At 62.8% G+C, this 17,386-nt stretch carries 17 protein-coding genes; 7 read left to right on the forward strand and 10 right to left on the reverse strand.

Annotated features, from left to right (window positions below):
- Nucleotides 1-167: DUF1328 domain-containing protein (locus tag BRAS3843_RS39685; protein ID WP_035981989.1), on the forward strand; the 167-nt coding region annotated here is incomplete at its 5' end.
- 76 nt (nt 168-243) lie between these two features.
- Here the strand turns inward: BRAS3843_RS39685 and BRAS3843_RS17265 are convergent.
- On the reverse strand, nt 244-606 hold the full coding sequence (locus tag BRAS3843_RS17265) for a DUF427 domain-containing protein (RefSeq protein ID WP_008970251.1): 363 nt from the start codon (nt 604-606) through the stop codon (nt 244-246).
- A 263-nt stretch (nt 607-869) separates the two neighbouring features.
- Here BRAS3843_RS17265 and BRAS3843_RS17270 point away from each other — a divergent pair, with 263 nt between their 5' ends.
- Both BRAS3843_RS17270 and BRAS3843_RS17275 read left to right on the forward strand, forming a co-directional pair.
- Nucleotides 870-1,109: a BolA family transcriptional regulator gene (locus tag BRAS3843_RS17270; RefSeq protein WP_008970252.1), complete on the forward strand. Its 240-nt coding sequence runs from the start codon at nt 870-872 to the stop codon at nt 1,107-1,109.
- A gap of 47 nt (nt 1,110-1,156) precedes the next feature.
- Nucleotides 1,157-2,359 carry a low temperature requirement protein A gene (locus BRAS3843_RS17275; protein ID WP_008970253.1) on the forward strand — a complete coding sequence of 401 codons (1,203 nt, stop codon included), beginning with the start codon at nt 1,157-1,159 and terminating at the stop codon, nt 2,357-2,359.
- On the opposite strand, the gene egtD is transcribed toward BRAS3843_RS17275, so the two are convergent.
- Complete coding sequence (egtD, locus tag BRAS3843_RS17280) at nt 2,335-3,306, reverse strand: L-histidine N(alpha)-methyltransferase (protein ID WP_008970254.1); 972 nt, start codon at nt 3,304-3,306, stop codon at nt 2,335-2,337. The two genes, BRAS3843_RS17275 and egtD, sit on opposite strands and share 25 nt — an antisense overlap.
- 70 nt (nt 3,307-3,376) lie before the next feature.
- Nucleotides 3,377-4,591 carry an ergothioneine biosynthesis protein EgtB gene (gene egtB, locus BRAS3843_RS17285; protein WP_050886455.1) on the reverse strand — a complete coding sequence of 405 codons (1,215 nt, stop codon included), beginning with the start codon at nt 4,589-4,591 and terminating at the stop codon, nt 3,377-3,379.
- Nucleotides 4,592-4,917: 326 nt separating this feature from the next.
- On the opposite strand from egtB, the gene grxD reads away from it, so the two are divergent.
- From grxD to BRAS3843_RS17300, 3 genes are read left to right on the forward strand one after another with little or no spacing between them, the layout of a single operon-like run.
- Nucleotides 4,918-5,250, forward strand: coding sequence for a Grx4 family monothiol glutaredoxin (gene grxD, locus BRAS3843_RS17290; RefSeq protein ID WP_008970256.1), 333 nt, complete (start codon nt 4,918-4,920; stop codon nt 5,248-5,250).
- Nucleotides 5,247-5,801 carry an O-acetyl-ADP-ribose deacetylase gene (locus tag BRAS3843_RS17295; RefSeq protein WP_035981990.1) on the forward strand — a complete coding sequence of 185 codons (555 nt, stop codon included), beginning with the start codon at nt 5,247-5,249 and terminating at the stop codon, nt 5,799-5,801. Before grxD ends, BRAS3843_RS17295 begins: the two co-directional genes overlap by 4 nt.
- Nucleotides 5,802-5,824: 23 nt before the next feature.
- Nucleotides 5,825-7,099: a serine hydrolase domain-containing protein gene (locus tag BRAS3843_RS17300; RefSeq protein ID WP_244425366.1), complete on the forward strand. Its 1,275-nt coding sequence runs from the start codon at nt 5,825-5,827 to the stop codon at nt 7,097-7,099.
- A 9-nt stretch (nt 7,100-7,108) separates the two neighbouring features.
- Here BRAS3843_RS17300 and BRAS3843_RS17305 read toward each other — a convergent pair whose 3' ends face one another.
- The 7 genes from BRAS3843_RS17305 to BRAS3843_RS17335 form a co-directional block, all read right to left on the reverse strand.
- Nucleotides 7,109-8,176 (reverse strand): threonine aldolase family protein, encoded by a 1,068-nt coding sequence (locus tag BRAS3843_RS17305; RefSeq protein ID WP_008970259.1) that lies wholly within the window; start codon nt 8,174-8,176, stop codon nt 7,109-7,111.
- A gap of 19 nt (nt 8,177-8,195) precedes the next feature.
- Nucleotides 8,196-8,747 carry a hypothetical protein gene (locus BRAS3843_RS17310; protein ID WP_008970260.1) on the reverse strand — a complete coding sequence of 184 codons (552 nt, stop codon included), beginning with the start codon at nt 8,745-8,747 and terminating at the stop codon, nt 8,196-8,198.
- A 211-nt stretch (nt 8,748-8,958) separates the two neighbouring features.
- Nucleotides 8,959-9,576 (reverse strand): 30S ribosomal protein S4, encoded by a 618-nt coding sequence (gene rpsD / locus BRAS3843_RS17315; protein WP_008970261.1) that lies wholly within the window; start codon nt 9,574-9,576, stop codon nt 8,959-8,961.
- A 281-nt stretch (nt 9,577-9,857) separates the two neighbouring features.
- A complete protein-coding gene (locus BRAS3843_RS17320; protein WP_008970263.1) occupies nt 9,858-10,634 on the reverse strand; it encodes a hypothetical protein in 777 nt (258 codons plus the stop codon).
- 224 nt (nt 10,635-10,858) lie between these two features.
- Nucleotides 10,859-11,626, reverse strand: coding sequence for an aldolase/citrate lyase family protein (locus BRAS3843_RS17325; protein ID WP_008970264.1), 768 nt, complete (start codon nt 11,624-11,626; stop codon nt 10,859-10,861).
- 21 nt (nt 11,627-11,647) lie between these two features.
- Nucleotides 11,648-12,445 carry a glutamate racemase gene (gene murI, locus BRAS3843_RS17330; protein WP_008970265.1) on the reverse strand — a complete coding sequence of 266 codons (798 nt, stop codon included), beginning with the start codon at nt 12,443-12,445 and terminating at the stop codon, nt 11,648-11,650.
- 729 nt (nt 12,446-13,174) lie between these two features.
- Complete coding sequence (locus BRAS3843_RS17335; RefSeq protein WP_008970266.1) at nt 13,175-14,728, reverse strand: prepilin peptidase; 1,554 nt, start codon at nt 14,726-14,728, stop codon at nt 13,175-13,177.
- A gap of 536 nt (nt 14,729-15,264) precedes the next feature.
- Here BRAS3843_RS17335 and BRAS3843_RS17340 point away from each other — a divergent pair.
- Entirely contained in the window at nt 15,265-17,112 is a 1,848-nt protein-coding gene (locus tag BRAS3843_RS17340) for a tetratricopeptide repeat-containing glycosyltransferase family protein (protein WP_008970269.1), read from the forward strand.
- Nucleotides 17,113-17,386: the final 274 nt, after the last annotated feature.

Consider the following 17,386-nt stretch of genomic DNA (forward strand, 5'->3'; position numbering starts at 1 on the left):
TTCTCAAATGGGCCCTGTTGTTCTTCGTGATCTCGGTTGTCGCCGGCATTCTCGGTTTCACCGGAGTCTCGGCGGCTTCGGCCGACATCGCGCGCATCCTGTTCTACATCTTCCTCGTGATCTTCCTGGTGCTGCTGATCCTCGGGCTCACAGTGTTCAGGGTATAGCGCCTCAGGCGGCCATGCATGGCCGTTCCGGGATGGTGCCGCGCACCAGACCCGGAACGGCCAGACGCGGAGGTGGTCAGGCGGCGACTTCCTCGATCCTGACCTTGTCGGGATAGAACGCCAGATAGCCGGAGATCTCGGTCATGGCCGGGAACGGCGTCTCGTAGCTCCAGATCGCGTTGTCCAGCGTCTTGCCGTTGGCGAGGATGCTGAAATAGCTGGCGTCGCCCTTGTAGGGGCAGTGGGTCACCCGCTCGGTGCGCTGGAGCAGATCCATTTTCGCGTCCGTCCGCGGGACGTATTGGACAGCCGGGTAGCTCGCTTCTTTCAAGGTCAGCGCCTTGGTGGTGTCGGCGATGACCATGCCGTCGGCGAAGACGCGCACCCGCTTTGGATTCGCGGTAATGGTGATCGGATGATCCGGTCCCGGAAGTTTCATGATCGATCGGCCTCCAAACGCCGCAGGGTGTTATGCTGTGGCAGGCACAAGGTCGCCACAGCCGGTCATTCGCCGCGTGCAATGCGGCGTGCTCGGCCTGTCAGGCCGCGCCCAAGATATAGTCGCTCAGGAGGTGACCCCGGAAGCGGTTCGCGCTAAAATTTCGCCATCACGGTCGCGCGAGAGGGCCTTGATTCGATCTGCTCAATCGGCACGAATGGGGCCACCATTGAGCGGCGCAAGCTTTGAGGAGACAGACCGGGATGCCGATGGACGCCCACGATATCGAAGCCATGATCAAGGCTGCGATCCCCGACGCCGAGGTGACGATCCGTGATCTTGCCGGCGATGGCGACCATTACGCTGCCACCGTCATTTCCGAATCCTTTCGGGGCAAGTCTCGCGTCCAGCAGCACCAGATCGTCTACCAGTCGCTGCGCGGCCAGATGGGCGGCGTCCTGCACGCGCTGGCACTACAGACTGGCGTGCCGGAGCAGCATTGATCGACCCGATCAGGCCGCCGCGCCAGCATGTACCTGAGGGAGGAGAGATGGCGGCCGAGAATTCGACCGGGGCGCTTTTCCGGGTGCTGCGGTCGAACGAGCAAAGCCGTGTCACCTCCGTCGAACTGTTCTTCGATCTCGTCTTCGTCTACGCGGTGACGCAGATTTCCCATTTTCTGCTCAGCCGTTTTACGCCGGTCGGAGCGGTGCAGACGGGATTGCTGTTTCTCGCGGTGTGGTGGGTGTGGGTCTACACCGCCTGGGTCACCAACTGGCTGGACCCGGCAAAAGCCCCCGTTCGCCTGCTGCTGTTCGGCATGATGTTGGCTGGCCTCGTCCTGTCGATGGCCATGCCGCGGGCGTTCGACGACCGGGGGCTGTGGTTTGCCAGCGCTTATGCGGCGATGCAGGTCGGCCGCACCCTGTTCTGGGCGCTGGCGACTCCAGCGCCGCGCCGTAGCGCACGGGCGAACGCAATCCGCATCCTGTGCTGGCTCAGCACGTCCGCCATATTCTGGCTCCTTGGCGCTTTCGCCCACGGCGATCAGAGGCTGCTGCTCTGGGGTGTTGCGATCGCCATCGAATACGTCTCGCCTTCGGTTCGTTTCTGGATCCCCGGCCTTGGCGCCTCCACCATGGAGGACTGGACCGTCGACGGCGGCCACATTGCTGAGCGCTGCGCCGGCTTCATCCTCATTGCGCTGGGCGAGACCATCGTCATGACCGGGGCGACGTTTGCGGACATCGATTGGACCGAGGCCAGCGTTGCCGCCTTCTTCTGCGCCTTTGTGGGCTGCGTCTCCATGTGGGGGATCTATTTCAACCGTGGAGCCGAGGCCGGCTCCGAGTTGATCTCACGCTCGAGCGAGTCCGGGCGCATTGCGCGTTCTGCATACACCTATCTGCATATGCCGATCGTGGCCGGGATCATCCTGACGGCCGTGTCCGACGAGATTGTCCTCAAGCATCCGACGGGGCATTCAGACCTCAACACGGTCGCAACGACGATCGGCGGCCCGTTCGTCTTCCTGCTCGGGACCATCCTGTTCAAGCGCGAGATCCGTGGAATTCTGCAGCTATCCCACGGCGTCGCCTTGATCGCGTTGATCGGGTTGGGATGGTTCGCGCCCGGGCTGTCGCCGCTAGCACTTTCAGCGCTGACCAGCGCGCTGTTGGCGATCGTTGCGGTCTGGGAGACGCTGTCGCTTCGGTCCAAGCCGGAGCCTCATGCCTCCGCGACCAGCGCTTGAACCGAGAACATCTTCGCCGCATCCGTCCAAACGCTCCGTACCGTCCAGCTCGAGCTGCGCGCCAGCGCAGCAAAGCGCTCGATGCTGTATTTGTAGCTGTTCTCGGTATGAATGCTTTCGCCTGCCCGGAAGTGAAGGCTGGTGCCGAGCAGCCGCACGGTCTGCGGCTTCTTGGCGATCAGATGCATCTCGATCCGATGCTGTTCGCGGTTATAGATGGCGCGGTGGACAAAGGCCGACACATCGAAATTGCCGCCGAGCTCGCGGTTGGCGCGGACCAGCAGATTGAGGTTGAAGCGGGCTGTGACGCCGGCTGCGTCGTTATAGGCGGCGTGCAGGACGCGCTCGTCCTTTTCCAGATCGACGCCGACGATCATCAGCGCGCCCACGCCAAGGATCTCGCGCGCCGAGCGCAGGAAGCGGTAGGCCTCATGGGGCTCGAAATTTCCGATGGTGGAGCCCGGGAAGAAGCCGACCTTCGGAAGGTCCTTGATCGCGTCGGGCAGCTTGAACGACGTGGTGAAATCCGCAGTTACCGGATGTACGGTGAGGGCCGGAAAGTCCTGCCGGAGAGCTTCGGCTTGCGCGTTCAGGAATTCGCCGGAAATATCGACGGGAACGTAAGCTGAAAAGGTGCAGCTTTGCAGCAGCAGCCGGACCTTGGTCGTGGCGCCGGCGCCAAATTCGATCAGCGCCGCCTTCTCAGGGATGATCGCCGCGATATCAGCCCCGCGATCGCGCAGGATGCCGAGTTCGGTGCGGGTCGGATAATATTCCGGCAGCCGCGTGATCTGCTCGAACAGCTCCGAGCCGGCGGCGTCGTAGAAATATTTGGGCGACAGCCGCTTGGGTTGGTCTGAAAGGCCGACAACGACATCGCGCGCAAATGCCGAGGTCTGCTCGTCCGGCAGATGAGCGTTGGCCAAGGCAGACATGTGCAAACTCATGGATACTCTCCTCAACGCGCAGTCGGACGCGCTGTGATGGAAAATCGAGACGGGAAGAAGACGGCGATCCTCAGGCGTAGTCGGCGAGCCGCAGCCCCGTGAATTGCCAGCGGTGGTGCGGATAAAAGAAGTTGCGATAGCTAAGACGGCTATGGCCAGCCGGAGTCGCAAGCGAGGAGCCGCGCAACACCAGCTGATTGACCATGAACTTGCCGTTGTACTCGCCGAGCGCGCCTTCAATGGCGCGGTAGCCGGGATAGGGCGCATAGGCGCTGCGGGTCCATTGCCAGACGATGCCGAAAGCATCGTTGAGCTGGTTGGCGCGCGCGGCAACCTCCCATTCCATCTCTGTCGGCAGATGCCTGCCGCTCCAGCGGGCGAAGGCGTCGGCCTCGTAGTAGCTGACGTGGCAGACCGGCGCGTCGGGATCAACCGGCCGGAGACCGCCGAGCGTCATGATCTTCCATTCGCCCTCGACTTTGTACCAATGGCCGGGCGCCTGCCAGCCTTCCTTGGCGACGGTGGCAAAGCCGTCCATGAGCCACAGCGTCGCGGTCTCGTAGCCGCCACTGTCCATGAAGGCGAGCCACTCGGCATTGGTGACGAGATTGCGCGCGAGTTTGACCGGGCCGACCAAGGTGCGGTGTGCGGGCTTTTCATTGTCGAAATGGAAGCTGTCGTCGGCATGACCGATGGTGTGGATGCCTTCAGGCAGGACTGCCCATTCCTCGGCACTTCGGTGCGACGGCGGAAGCCGCCAATGGATGTCATAGGCCGGCGCGACCGGGTTTTGCGCAAAGGCATGCAGGATGTCGGTGAGCATCAATTCCTGATGCTGCTGCTCATGGTTCAAGCCGACCTCGATCAGCGGCGCGACAGCCGCCAGTGTCGGCGCATCGGCTTCGCTCAGGAAGTCGACCACGGCGGCATCGACGTGGTGGCGATAGGCACTGATCTCCTCCACCCCAGGCCGGGTGATGAGGCCGCGCGCGCCACGGGTATGGCGCGGGCCGGCGCTGACGTAATAGGAGTTGAACAGGAATGCATAGTCGGGATGGAAGGGCTGGTAGCCTGGGCAATGCGCGGCCAGCAGAAACTGCTCGAAGAACCAGGTCGTATGGGCGCGGTGCCATTTGGCCGGGCTCGCGTCGGGCATTGACTGGACCACCTGGTCCTCGGCGCTCAAGGGTGCTGCGCGGGCTTCGGTCTCGCCGCGGACCGCCAGATAGGCCTCAACAAGATTTTGGACGAAGGACTCGGAGCCGGGCGCGGGCGGGGCAGCAATCGACGAACGCGCGGTCGCGGCGGAGGCTGGACTGGTCACGAGGGTCTCCGTTTGGGTGGAGAAAACGTTGCTCCCGGGAACAAGTTCCTGGCAGTCCGTCCTAGATGGGGGCTTGGTTGCAGGATAAAACCCTCGAATCCGCTATTATATTGTTACCATCAGCCTATCGATTTCGGCCCGCCCTTTGCATGCCAGCTCCGCGGCATTTTACTTTGGCGAAACAACCATTTGAGCTACATATAGATTCAGTGACGGTTGGCCGGGGACCGAGCCCGTCCGAGACGACCCAGCGGCAGGGGCCGCCAGGCGCCCCAAAGGAAGCGAAGATGAGCATCGAGCAATTCATTGACAATGAAGTGAAATCGAACGACGTCGTGCTGTTCATGAAAGGCACGCCGCAGTTTCCGCAGTGCGGCTTCTCGGGCCAAGTGGTGCAGATACTCGACCATGTCGGGGTCGGCTATAAGGGCCTGAACGTGCTGGAGTCTTCCGAACTCCGCAACGGCATCAAGACCTATTCGAACTGGCCGACCATCCCCCAGCTCTATGTGAAGGGTGAGTTCGTCGGCGGCTGCGACATCGTCCGCGAGATGTTCCAGACCGGCGAACTGCAGCAGCTGTTTGCCGACAAGGGCATCCCGGCGGCGGCCTCCGCCTGAGCTTTCCGGTCCGCAAGCTCGGCGCGACCCGATTCGAGATCGTCGTCGCCGACATCACGCGCTTGCGCGTTGATGCCATCGTCAACGCGGCCAACACCTCGCTGCTCGGCGGCGGCGGGGTGGATGGTGCAATCCACCGCGCGGCCGGCCCTGAATTGGTGATGGAATGCCGCCAGCTGCACGGCTGCAAGACCGGCGATGCCAAGATCACGAAGGGTTACCGCTTGCCGGCCGCCCACGTCATCCACACCGTTGGGCCGGTCTGGCAAGGCGGCGAGCGTGGCGAGGACGGATTGCTGGCCTCCTGCTATCGCCGCTCCATCGAATTGTGCCACGATCGATCCCTCGCTTCGGTGGCGTTCCCTGCGATCTCCACCGGCGTCTATCGCTTTCCGGCCGCCCGCGCTGCCGGCATCGCAGTCCACACGACACTCGAAGCGATCGAGCCCGAGACCTCGCTGGAGTACATTGTATTCTGCTGCTTTTCGGAAGAGAGCGCTCGCCTGCATGATCAGGCGTTCGGTGAGGCGGTCGCCAGCGGCGCGCGCTGAGTTGCGCCGGTAGGATCGCCCCAATGGCGAACGGAGCATCCATGATCGAGCGGCTGGCGTCCCAATGCCTGGTGCTATGTGCGATCATCGCATTCAGCATTGGAGCTGCGTACGCAGACAATTCGTCCGCGACAACGGCGCGGCATTTCGATGCTCAGCGGCTGGAGAAGGTTGAGGACTATTTTCGTCGCGAGGTTGCGGCCGGCCATATTCCTGGCGCGGTGGTACTGATCCAGCAGCATGGTCGACCGGTGCTGCTGCAGAGCATCGGCGTACGCGACGTCGCCACGGGCGCGGCGATGACGCCGGATACGATCTTCCGCATCTATTCAATGTCGAAGCCGATCACATCCGTAGCTGTGATGATGCTGGTCGACGACGGGCGTCTCAAGCTCGGTGATGACGTGGCGAAATACATTCCGGCGTTCGCGGAGGTGAAAGTCGCGGACATGGCGCGCGACGGCAAGACCGTGCAGTCGCTGCAACCTCTGGCACGCCCGATCACCATCGAGGATCTGCTGCGTCATACCTCCGGCATCACCTACGGCTTCTATGGCGAGACCGCCGTGCGCAAGCTCTATGCGACCTCGAACCTGTTCGACGACGATATCGATAACGCGACGTTTGCGAATCGCTTGGCGAAGCTGCCGCTGGCCGAGCAGCCGGGCACGGTGTGGGACTACGGCCATTCCGTGGATGTGCTTGGCCGTGTCATCGAGGTGGTCTCGGGGCAGACGCTCTATCAGTTCGAACAGGAGCGGCTGCTCGATCCGCTCGGCATGCACGACACCGGGTTCTCGCTCGCCGATCCGGACAAGCGCGGCCGTGTGGCCGAGCCGCTGCCGCAGGATCGTTTCGATGAACCGATCGCAGGCCTCGACGATCCCGTCCGTCCCAGGAGATGGGAATCCGGCGGCGCCGGCATGACCAGCACCCTCGGTGACTATGCGCGCTTTGCGCAAATGCTGCTGAACGTTGGCACGCTCGATGGTCGCCGCTATCTGAAGGCCGAGACCGTAGCCTCGATGACGCGCGATCATCTCGGCCCGGAGATCGCGCACGACGATTTCTACCATCCCGGACCGGACAGCGGCTTCGGACTCGGCTTCGCGGTGCGGATCTCCGCCGCGCCGCCGTTCACGTCAAGGGAATATCGCTGGGACGGCGTCGGCGGCACCTTCTTCTTCATCGATCCCAAGGACGACATGTTTGCGGTCGTGATGATGCAATCACCGACGCAGCGCGGCCGCATCGAGATCGAGACGCGGCGCCTGATCTATGAGGCGCTCACGCCGTAAGCCGCGGCCTTACGCCGCGCGTACGATCTCCCGGACGTGGCCGATGGTTTCCTCGATCATCGCCGAGGTCACGTCGAGATGGGTGCAGGCGCGGATGCGGCCGTCCATCATCGCCAGCAGCACGCCGTGCTTGCGCAATTCACCGACCATCTTGTTACCTGGAACTCCCGCGCCGTCAGGCTTGAAGAAGACCAGATTGGTCTCGGGCTCCTGCACCGCGATGCCGTCGATCTGCGCCAGCCCGCGCGCCAAGGCGCGCGCATTGGCGTGGTCCTCGGCGAGGCGGTCCACATGATGATCCAGCGCATGGATGCACGCGGCTGCGGCGATCCCGGCCTGCCGCATGGCGCCGCCCAGGCGCTGCTTCCAGCGCCAGACCTCGTCGATGAAATCGGCGCTGCCGGCGAGCACTCCGCCGATCGGCGCGCCGAGCCCCTTGGAAAAATCGATCCAGGCCGAATCCCAGCCGGCCGCCATTTCGGCGGCAGGGATGCCCGTCGCCACGGTTGCGTTCAGCAGCCGTGCGCCGTCCATATGAGTAGCCATCCCGTTGGCCTTCGCGATCGCGACGATCTCGTCGAGCGCGGCCTTGCTCCAGATCGTGCCGCCGCCGATATTGGCGGTCTGCTCCACGCTGACCACCGTCTGTGGCGGCTGATAGCGGGTGCGCGGATGGAGTGCGGCGCGGAATGTATCCGGCGTGAACTGGCCGTCGTCGCCCTTCAGCGGCATGATCTGGAAGCCGCCGAGCGCGGCGTGCGCGCCGCCCTCGCGTGAGATGATATGCGCGGTCTCGTGCGCCAGGATCTCGTCGCCCGGGCGGCAATGCACGAGCGTCGCTGCGACGTTGCACATCGTGCCTGACGGCATGAACACGGCCGCCTGCTTGCCGAGCAGGCCCGCAACGCGTTCGCACAGCAGATTGACGGTCGGATCATCGCCGATCTGCTCGTCGCCGACCTCCGCGCGGGCCATCGCATCGCGCATCGCCGCGGTTGGGCGCGTCTGCGTATCCGACAAGAGATTGATACGCACCGGCGGGGCGTTCGGATCGCGCGGGGGAGGGGTGTAGATCATGGGAAATCCGCTTCACGCTTCAGGCTGCAAGCGGCGGATGTAGCCATATATCGAGCCGGCGGGAAGGGGCAGCTTCGAATGGCACGGCGACCAGAGGCGGCGCCTCGGCGTAGTCGAACAGCCAGGGTTCCAGCCGGCTTTGGCGCGACGGCGAAAGATAGAAAGAGCTGCTCATGTCCGGCGGCCGTTGCCGCCGCACGTTCCAGCCGACGTTCAGCGCGGCCCAGCCGACCAGCATGGTCCGCCATTCATCCGCCACCTCGCGCGCATCATCAAAGCAGTGCAGAAGCTCGAGCGCGTGAGGATCGTAAGCAAGCCTGGGGTCGGTGAACGTCAGCCCACTCTCCAGATGCCGGATGAGGTGGACGGAGGGGTCGGTCTGAACGTGCCAGGCGGACCGTTCAAGAATGTCAAAGACCGTCGAAGGAAAGGTGCCGTCGTTGAACCGGTAGCGAACCCCGGAAAGACGGCCCCGTAACGGTGGCGGGGCTCGCAGCGACGGCAAAGGCGGCGCGTTGACCGCGCCAGTCATGACAGTGCCAAAACAGATACTGCGCCTGTTGAACCCCATGGCGAACGCCCCGCTACTTCACAAACGCAGACATTGAATCACGGGACGGATACGCTGTCAGCGGGGGGTAAGGCGATTTCGTGGCAACTGTGGCATTCGGGAATCGGTCGCCGCGTCAGCCCTTCGCGCAAAGAGCTCCTCACGCAAAAAGGCCCCGGCTAGCCGGGGCCTTTCACAACTACAATTGGGCGGTGAGTCCCGCCGATCAAGATCAGCGCGAATAGAATTCGACGATCAGATGCGGTTCCATCTGCACCGCGAACGGCACGTCGGACAGGCCGGGAATGCGCACGAAGGTCGCAGTCATCTTGGAGTGATCGGCTTCGATGTAATCGGGCACGTCGCGCTCGGCGAGCTGGCTGGCTTCGAGCACCACGGCGAGCTGCTTGGAGGCTTCCTTGACCTCGATCACATCGCCGGGCTTGAGCATGTAGCTTGAGATGTTGACCTTGCGGCCGTTCACCTTGATGTGGCCGTGGTTGATGAACTGGCGCGCGGCGAACATCGTCGACACGAACTTGGCGCGGAACACCGCCGCGTCGAGCCGGCGCTCCAACAGGCCGATCAGGTTCTCGCCGGTGTCGCCCTTCATGCGGCCGGCCTCGACATAGATGCCGTGGAACTGGCGCTCGGAGATGTTGGCGTAATAGCCCTTGAGCTTCTGCTTGGCGCGCAGCTGCACGCCGAAGTCGGAGAGCTTGCCCTTGCGGCGCTGGCCGTGCTGGCCTGGGCCGTATTCCCTGCGGTTCACGGGGCTCTTCGGGCGGCCCCAGATGTTCTGGCCCATGCGGCGATCGATCTTGTACTTCGCCTCACTACGCTTAGTCATCGCGTCCTCTTTAGGTCTCAAGTCGTTTGGGTTTGAGGAAACGCGCCCTCCTGTGTGCCCGAAAATCTCAGGTCACCGACAGGCCCGACCCCTAAGCTGGTGAAGGGACGGACCACGGGTCGCGAAACGCGTCGCGGGCCGAAACGGCCCGCGAGCAGGGCGGTTTCTAGGCGAGAAACCGGTGGTTTGTCAAACCCTTCAGCTCCCATTTTGAGCCGAAATCGCGCCTGAGGCGCCCGATTTCGCCGGCTTTTGGCCGTTTTGAGCCCAAAGCCTGCCCCTCAGCCGCCGCGCGCCCGCACCGCCTTCGGCTCGGCCGTACGCAAGGCCCGCAGCTCGGCGGCGATGTCGGTATTGAGCACCTGTTCCAGCCGGTCGAACGTCCGGGCGATCAGCGCCGCGTCCGTCACCCGGTGATCCCATCGAATCACCGTGGCGATGCTGCCGTCGGGTTTGGCGATATCGAAACTGAGGACATACGGGCCCGGGCTCAACGCGTGCAGCTCGCCTCCGCCATAGGCCGCGACCCCGGTGACGGCGAAATTGCCGAACCAATTGCCGCGCTGGCGGCCGAAATTCAGCCCGATCCGCCAGGCGAGCCGCCGGAACGGCCAGGGCAGCTGGGTCGCCCGCATGATCTTGCGGAACATCGGCACCTCGGCGATCGGCGCCTCCTTGGCATTGCGGATCAGCCGGTCGATGTCGGTGAGCGCATGCCGGTCCGGTTCGCACACCCGCTGCGGCAGCACGCAAGGCTCGCCCTCTTCGACCCGGGCAATGGCGACCATCGCCACGTTGCGCGGCAGCTCGTAGAAGCAGGGCCGGGGCCATTTGGCGTAGACCGTCCGCAGGGCCGGCTCGTCTCGCGCCACGATGGCGAAGGCCTTGACGAAGATCGCCGCAAAACCGGGCGGCCGGGCCAACAGGCTGCGGGCTTCGAGCAGCGGCCGGATGTTCAGGGTACGCGCCAGCGACACGAATGGCACGTCGGACGACGCATGCATCAGGTCGATGATCAGGCGGCGCGGCGGCGATATTTTCCTGCTCGTTCCGCGCATTCCTGGTCCGGACTCCCGAATGGCTCGTTATGGTCTGGCCGGTCGCCTGCCGGCGAGATAAGGCCTCGCTAGCTAGCGTTTATGGTGCCTGCGTGGCAAGCGGCTTCGTCTTGCCGGTCAGGACAAATCGCCCCGGGTCTTCAACCCGTTAATGTGCCTGCGCTGGTCCCGTCGGGAACTTTCCGCGGAGCCGCAGGCAATCGGGTAGGGGCAAGACCAGTTCCTCAGCGTCTAATTCCCTCAAAGCTCGCCGCTATGCCGCGCTGAAACAGCGACCAATCGAAGCCGAGCGCCAGCGCCACGTAGCCGCGCGCGATCATTGCGTTTGCCTGCTCGGCGGTGCGCGCCACCCCACCGATCGGCACGCCGCTTCGCAAGATGCCTTGCTCGGCGCGGGCCATGAGCTCCTGCACCTGCGGATCGTCGATCAAGCCACGCTTGTTGATGGAGGTGGCGAGATCGCCGGGGCCGATCACGGCAATGTCGATGCCTGGGGTGGCCATGATCTCGTCAATGCGCTCTACCGCCTCGACATGCTCGATCGTGATCATGCAGATCATGTCGTCATCAGCGCTCGCCATGTAGTCAGCCATCGACACGTTCCAGCGGAACGGGGCGTGGAACGGCCCCCACAGCCGCTCGCCGCGGGGTGGGTAGCGCAGGCTGCGCACCGCCTTCTCGGCGTCCGCCCGGCTTGAGATCATCGGAAAATTGATACCGAGCGCACCGATGTCCATCGGCGCCTTCGCCAGATGCGGCTCGTTGGCGGCGACGCGCGTAAGCGGCACGCAAGGCGTGCCTGCTGTCGCCATGATCATGCCATGGGCGGTTGAGAGGTCGATCGGCCCGTGCTCCAGATCGACGATGATCCAGTCCAGCGACTGCGCCATGATGCGCACGGTCTGGATGCTCGGGATGGTGGCAATGGCGCCGAAGGTCGGGCGTCCCTCGCGCCAGGCCTGCTTGAGATGATTGAGTGGCGGCGTCGACATGGGAGGCGCAACTCCAGGTGATCAGGCCGGCACGCGGCCGCCAAAAAATGGCGTCAGGGCTCCGTTCAGCCGATGCGACTTGTTTGACGTAAAGATCAGGGTCGCGCCGGGCTGATCGGCCTTGGTGCCGGCCGGACCCATGAGATCCGATACGCGACGGGCGATCGCCGGCGCCGGATCGATCCAGGCCACCGGCCAGGGCGCGAGCCGCTGCAACCGGTCCAGCAGCAGCGGGTAATGTGTGCAGGCGAGCACGATCGCGTCAGTGCGATCAGCGGGATCGCCGGCATCGCCGACGAAACATGGCGCGATCTCGGCGGCGATGTCGCCATCGGCAACGCTCTCGCCGCTGAGCGCTGCTTCCGCGAGCGAAGCCAGTTCGGGCGAGCCGACCAGCGTGACCTCGCAGCCCTGGCCAAAATCGCGGATCAGCCCGCGCGTATATTCGCGCGCCACTGTCGCTTTGGTGCCAAGCACCGAGACGCGCTTGGTCGTCGATTGGGCGCAGGCGGGCTTGATCGCCGGCACGGTGCCGACAAACGGTGTGGCGTAGGCGTCGCGCAGCTGCGCCAGCACCTGCACCGAGGCGGTGTTGCAGGCGATGACGACCAACTCAGGCCTATGGGCCGCGATCAGTTCGCCCATCAGCGGCACCACGCGGGCAATCAGCGCCTCCTGGCTGTGGTGTCCATAGGGGAAGAACGCGTCGTCGGCGACATAGACGTAATGCGCGTCGGGCTGCGCCTGGACCACCTCGCGCAGCACGGACAGGCCGCCGAGGCCGGAGTCGAAAACGAGAATCGTGGGATGATTTGGCACGGTGATGGATTGTAGCTGATTGGACAGAGGGATTCAGCGAGTTTTTCTGCGGGATGAGTAGGGACAATTTCTGTCTTCGCCCGGCTTGACCGGGCGATCCAGTATTCCAGAGGCGGATATGCTTGAGCGGAGAGGCCGCGGCGTACGGGATCGTCCGCTTTCGCAGACGATGACCGCGGAGATTGTGGCGGTAAGGCCGCAACATGGCAAACAATCTCATCCTCGCGCAGCTTTCGCGCCGAGTCTTGCTGATCTCAATCACCCTCTGAAACGAAGAGGGTGCAGGGAAGGCCGGATGCAGGGCCAGCACCCATGGCCCGCCTGCAAAGAAAAAAGCAGGCGGCAGTGACCACAGGTACGGCCGAACACCGGCCTTCCCTGCGCGATGGTGTGACGGCTTATACGTGATCTCCCCGGGGACCGGCTCTCTTGCCCCCGTAGCGGCGATGCGCCAAGGCGCATCGCGCAGGTCTCAGCACCGGGAGACCAGGACCACACGACTTCGCCGTGCGCATCGGATCGTTCGTCGGCATGATCGCTCACGCTGCAACCCGACACGCCCACCGCATCCCGCACCCAACGTCCGTGACGACCGCGATACGCCCCTCAGTGAGGCAGGATGGAGCGAAGCATACACGATTTCTGAAAAAACGAAAGAGAAATCTTCGATTGGACTGAATTATGTTCCAAGTACGCTCCTGAACTGATCGGCAATAGAGCCTGAGGTCATCACTTCTTGCGCGTGCGAAATTCCCGCTGATAGCAGACGCGCAAGCCGGCGTTTTTGGGCTCCTGACAAAGCGTGGACGAGTACGGGTTCGTATCTTCAGGCGGATAGTGTTCTAGTATCACGTTCAGTGACTGCACCATGTCCTGCTGCCCGTCGGCCCGATCGGCGATCCGTTCGAACATGTCGGGCAATAGCGGCTTCAGAGCCTGGTAGGTTTCCGACGGCAGCCTGTTGGTCTCGATCGGTGCGACAAAGGCGTGCTGCTTCAGCGCCATTCGGATCAGCTCGATATCGTCCTGCTTGAGTTGTCCGGTCTTGAGCCTTTCATTGACGAAGCTTGCGACGAGTTTCGACTGCGTTGTTGGAATCAATCCGCCAACGCCGTAGTCCTGCTTCAAGATGGCATTGACCGTCGCCCGGTCATCCTCCGATGTGGGCGCAGCTGAAAGACGGGCCGGTTTGGACCCCGGCGCCACCGGCAAGCCATAGCGGCGATTGATCATCTCAAAGGGATCAGCGCTGTTGTTCGCAAACGGCTCGGTCGCCGCGGTGAGGCACAGACTCGGAATTTCACCTCCGCCACATCGCCTCGTCGTAAAGTAGAACGGAACGTTCGCATAGCTCGCATGCAGCGCCGTCCTGATCTCGGCCGGAACGGCCTTGCCGTCATGCTGCTCGGCGATCGTGATGGTGGTCGGGTCGGCTTCGACGTTGGCGAATGCGATATTCAGATCCGGACGCAACTGGCCATCAGCACCGCGTACATCGAGGGGTTTGGACACTGATACGAGGACATCGGCTTCGCAGTGATCGATGGTGTCTTCGATCAAGCAGCGGCCGCCGACGACCTCGTGAACGAATTCAGGTGCGATCAGGCTCAGCGTGTCGGGACAGCTTTCGCGATGTTCGAGGTGAAATCTCCTCCAGCGTGGCAGCCATGTGACGTGAACCATCCGATGCATCGCCCCGTCAGGCCCTCTTTCATTGGTCTCGGTGTTGATCATCCGGGCATTGCGCGAGTTGTGATCGCGGATGATGACGTGGTCGATATGCCCCTTGAACAGCAACTGCTGGCAAAGATCCGCGCAAGGCGGCGGAGGGGTTGGATCCTGGCTTTCGGGCTGCCGCCAGTTCATCCAGTAATTGTCCCGCTCAGGATATGGCAGTTCAAAGGAGCGCGGCTGAAATGACGATGGTACTGGTTTCGAGATATCTGACGCGAGTAGTTTCTCGAGCTGCCGTTGGCTGAGGTCATGCGGCAAAAGCGCAGCCGCGACGAGCGTGATCACCGCTACCGTGGCGCCGAGCAGGTTGTTTCCAAGAAACCGGGCTAGCAGATATCCGGGTAGCGCTGCCAGTGAATAATAGAGCAGCGTGGGAGCTGCGATCAGCGTCTGACCCGGGAGGATGAACAGCAACAGGCCGAACGTGATCATTCCCGGTATGAGCGCGATCAAGGTCAGCGCCACCAAAACACAAAAGTAAATGCCGACGGGGCGCGACATCAACGGCAGCGCATTGAAACGATCGGAAGGAGACGCAAGGTCCGACACGTGGCTTCGCTCCGCGCCAAAGGTGTCCGTCTGCGTGGCCGGCTCCGTTCAATTAGGTAGCACCTGCTGATTTCGTCAAATTTTTCCGCCCTGGATGCTCAATTTTGCCTGAAACGGAGCAATTTCCGACTCGCACGTTAGCTGAACTTTAACGATGCGGATACGGATGCGAGGGCCAACGATACTCGCGTAACATTTGAGGCGCAGGCCGCTGGCACGGAGCTCGAGTCCCGACGCGCCGTGCGAACTGCTGCCGGAATTTGCGCCCAGCAGATGCTTCAACCGAGATTTAGCCGGATGCCTTTACCGTCCACCAAGAATCATTTATCGATCGTGAACAGCAACCTTGACGTGCGAGTGATTCTAAGCGACCCATCAGATCTTACGCGACTGGTGCTCGGTTCAATGCCGATGGCGGGAGCAGCAGAGCCTTAGTTGTAACATCAAACGCGTCAAAGAACCGCGGTTTCGGGACGGATGCAGTCCGTCCGCTAAGAATCATCTCCTGCTCGTAAGAAATCAATTGTGACATGCAAATGAAACGTCGCGAACGCAGGGCGACCGCCAAGCAAGGCAAGCCCGACCCGAATGTTCGCGCGAATAACAACTTGGCCGCGGTCCATGCCGAAGTGGTCGACAAAATGCGAGCAGGGCGGTTTCTCGAAGCCCAGCTCCGCTGTCGGCAGGCGCTCGAAGCCACCCCCGAAGACGCCGAACTTCTGCACTTGATGGCGTTGGTCTACCTCAACGCGGCCGAATTCGATCATGCGGTGGAATGGGCATCGCGCGCCATCAGGAAGGATCCCAAGCCATCCTATCTAGCGACGCTCGGCACCGCATTGCAGCGCTCAGGGCGACTCGAAGAGGCCTCGCAGGTCTTAGACAAGGCAGTTCAGTTGAAGCCGGATGACGCGGCGCTTTGGGTCAGTCTTGGCGGTGTTCTCGAAGGGTTGAAGCGACTGTCTGAGGCGGCGTTATGCTTTCAGCACGCGCTCAAGCTCGATCCGCATCATCTCGCGGCCGCATGGGGCAGCGCTGCTACCTTGCAGCAATTGGGAAGATTAGAAGAGGCGCTCGTTGACTGTGATCTGTGCGAGCGGTTGCAGCCGAACGATGCTCTGACGGCAACTCTGCGGTCGATGTTGCTGCGAGGCTTGAAGCGGTTCGAAGAAAGTCTGGCCGACGCCCGGCGGGCGCATTCCCTCGATCCAAAGAACCCTGACTTTTGCGTCAACGTCGGTGATGCCCTTTTATGGCTCGATCGTGTGGAGGAAGGGCTGGAGTGGTTCGAACGGGCGCTCGAACTTCGGCCATTCTTGTTGTCAGCGCTCGAAAGCAAAGGTAGGGCGCTGAGGAGGTTGCATCGCCTCGTTGAGGCGACCGCGGTGTACCATCAGCTCAGGGCCATCGATCCGACCAATGCCCGCCTCGAGTTTGCCTTGGCGACCCATCACTTATGGCTCGGAAATTTCGAGGCCGGATGGAGGGAGCGCGAAGCCCGCTGGCGCGTTCCAGGCCTTCCGATACACTTTCCTGACGGTCCTGGGGCACTTTGGCTGGGCGAGGAAAGCATCGCGGCAAAGAGCATCCTGATCTATTCGGACGAAGGGCTCGGCGACGCCATTCAATTCACGCGCTATGTGCCGCTGCTGGCCGCACAAGGAGCTCGCGTCGTTCTCGTGGTCCAGGACTCGCTGCAAGACCTGTTGTCGACCTTGCCTGGCGTCTCACTCTGTCTCCCACATTCGAGCTCGACATTGCCGCCTGTGGACTTTCGTTGTCCTGCCACAAGCTTGCCGCTCGCGTTCAGGACGATGCTCGACACCATTCCGCCGCCGATCCGCTTATCCGCACCGGCCGATCGGGTGAGCGCTTGGGACGAGCGCCTCGGTCCGCGCGACAGGTTGCGCGTCGGCCTGGTATGGTCCGGCAGTCTGACGCATCCCAACGACATGAACCGGTCGATTGCCTTGCAGTCGCTGACGCCGATTTTGGATGTCGGCGCGACCTTTGTCAGTTTACAGAAGGATCCGCGTCCGGATGATCAGGCTGTGCTGCGCGAGCGGCCGGAGATCATCGACCTGACGGCGCAGCTGACGGATTTCCGCGAGACGGCCGCTCTCGTATCCTGCCTCGATCTGGTGATCACCGTGGACACCAGCACGGCCCACCTTGCCGCGACCATGGGCTGTCCGACCTGGATCATGCTGTCCCGCACGCCTGATTTCCGCTGGCTGGTGGACCGTGACGACAGCCCCTGGTACCCCGCTGTCCGGCTGTTCCGGCAGACCGAAACTCGGGAATATGGAAGCGTGATCGAACGCGTCCGTGCCGAACTGTTTGTGGCGGTCGGGCGCGCCGGTGACGGAGCGAAGCAGTCGTAGCGACTAAAGCGGTTGCGCTTGGCGCCAGGTCCGACTGCGCGGGTGCGCACGGGCCCTCATTGTTCAAGCTGATATCTCCGCCGCTACGTTATCGCTCGCCTTCGTGCAAGCGCAGCAAATGCTGCGATGGGGCAACGGGCGACATTCGCGAACGATGGCGGCCTTCTAACTAATCTCAAACAGTCCTCAGTACCTAGCCGTGCTGGAGCAGGCGCGGCGCGCCCGTCTGGACCAAAAGTGTGCTGGCACAGCGACCGGACCCGGCGTCAGCGGC

This window comes from Bradyrhizobium sp. STM 3843 (genome assembly GCF_000239815.1).
Taxonomy (GTDB): Bacteria; Pseudomonadota; Alphaproteobacteria; order Rhizobiales; family Xanthobacteraceae; genus Bradyrhizobium.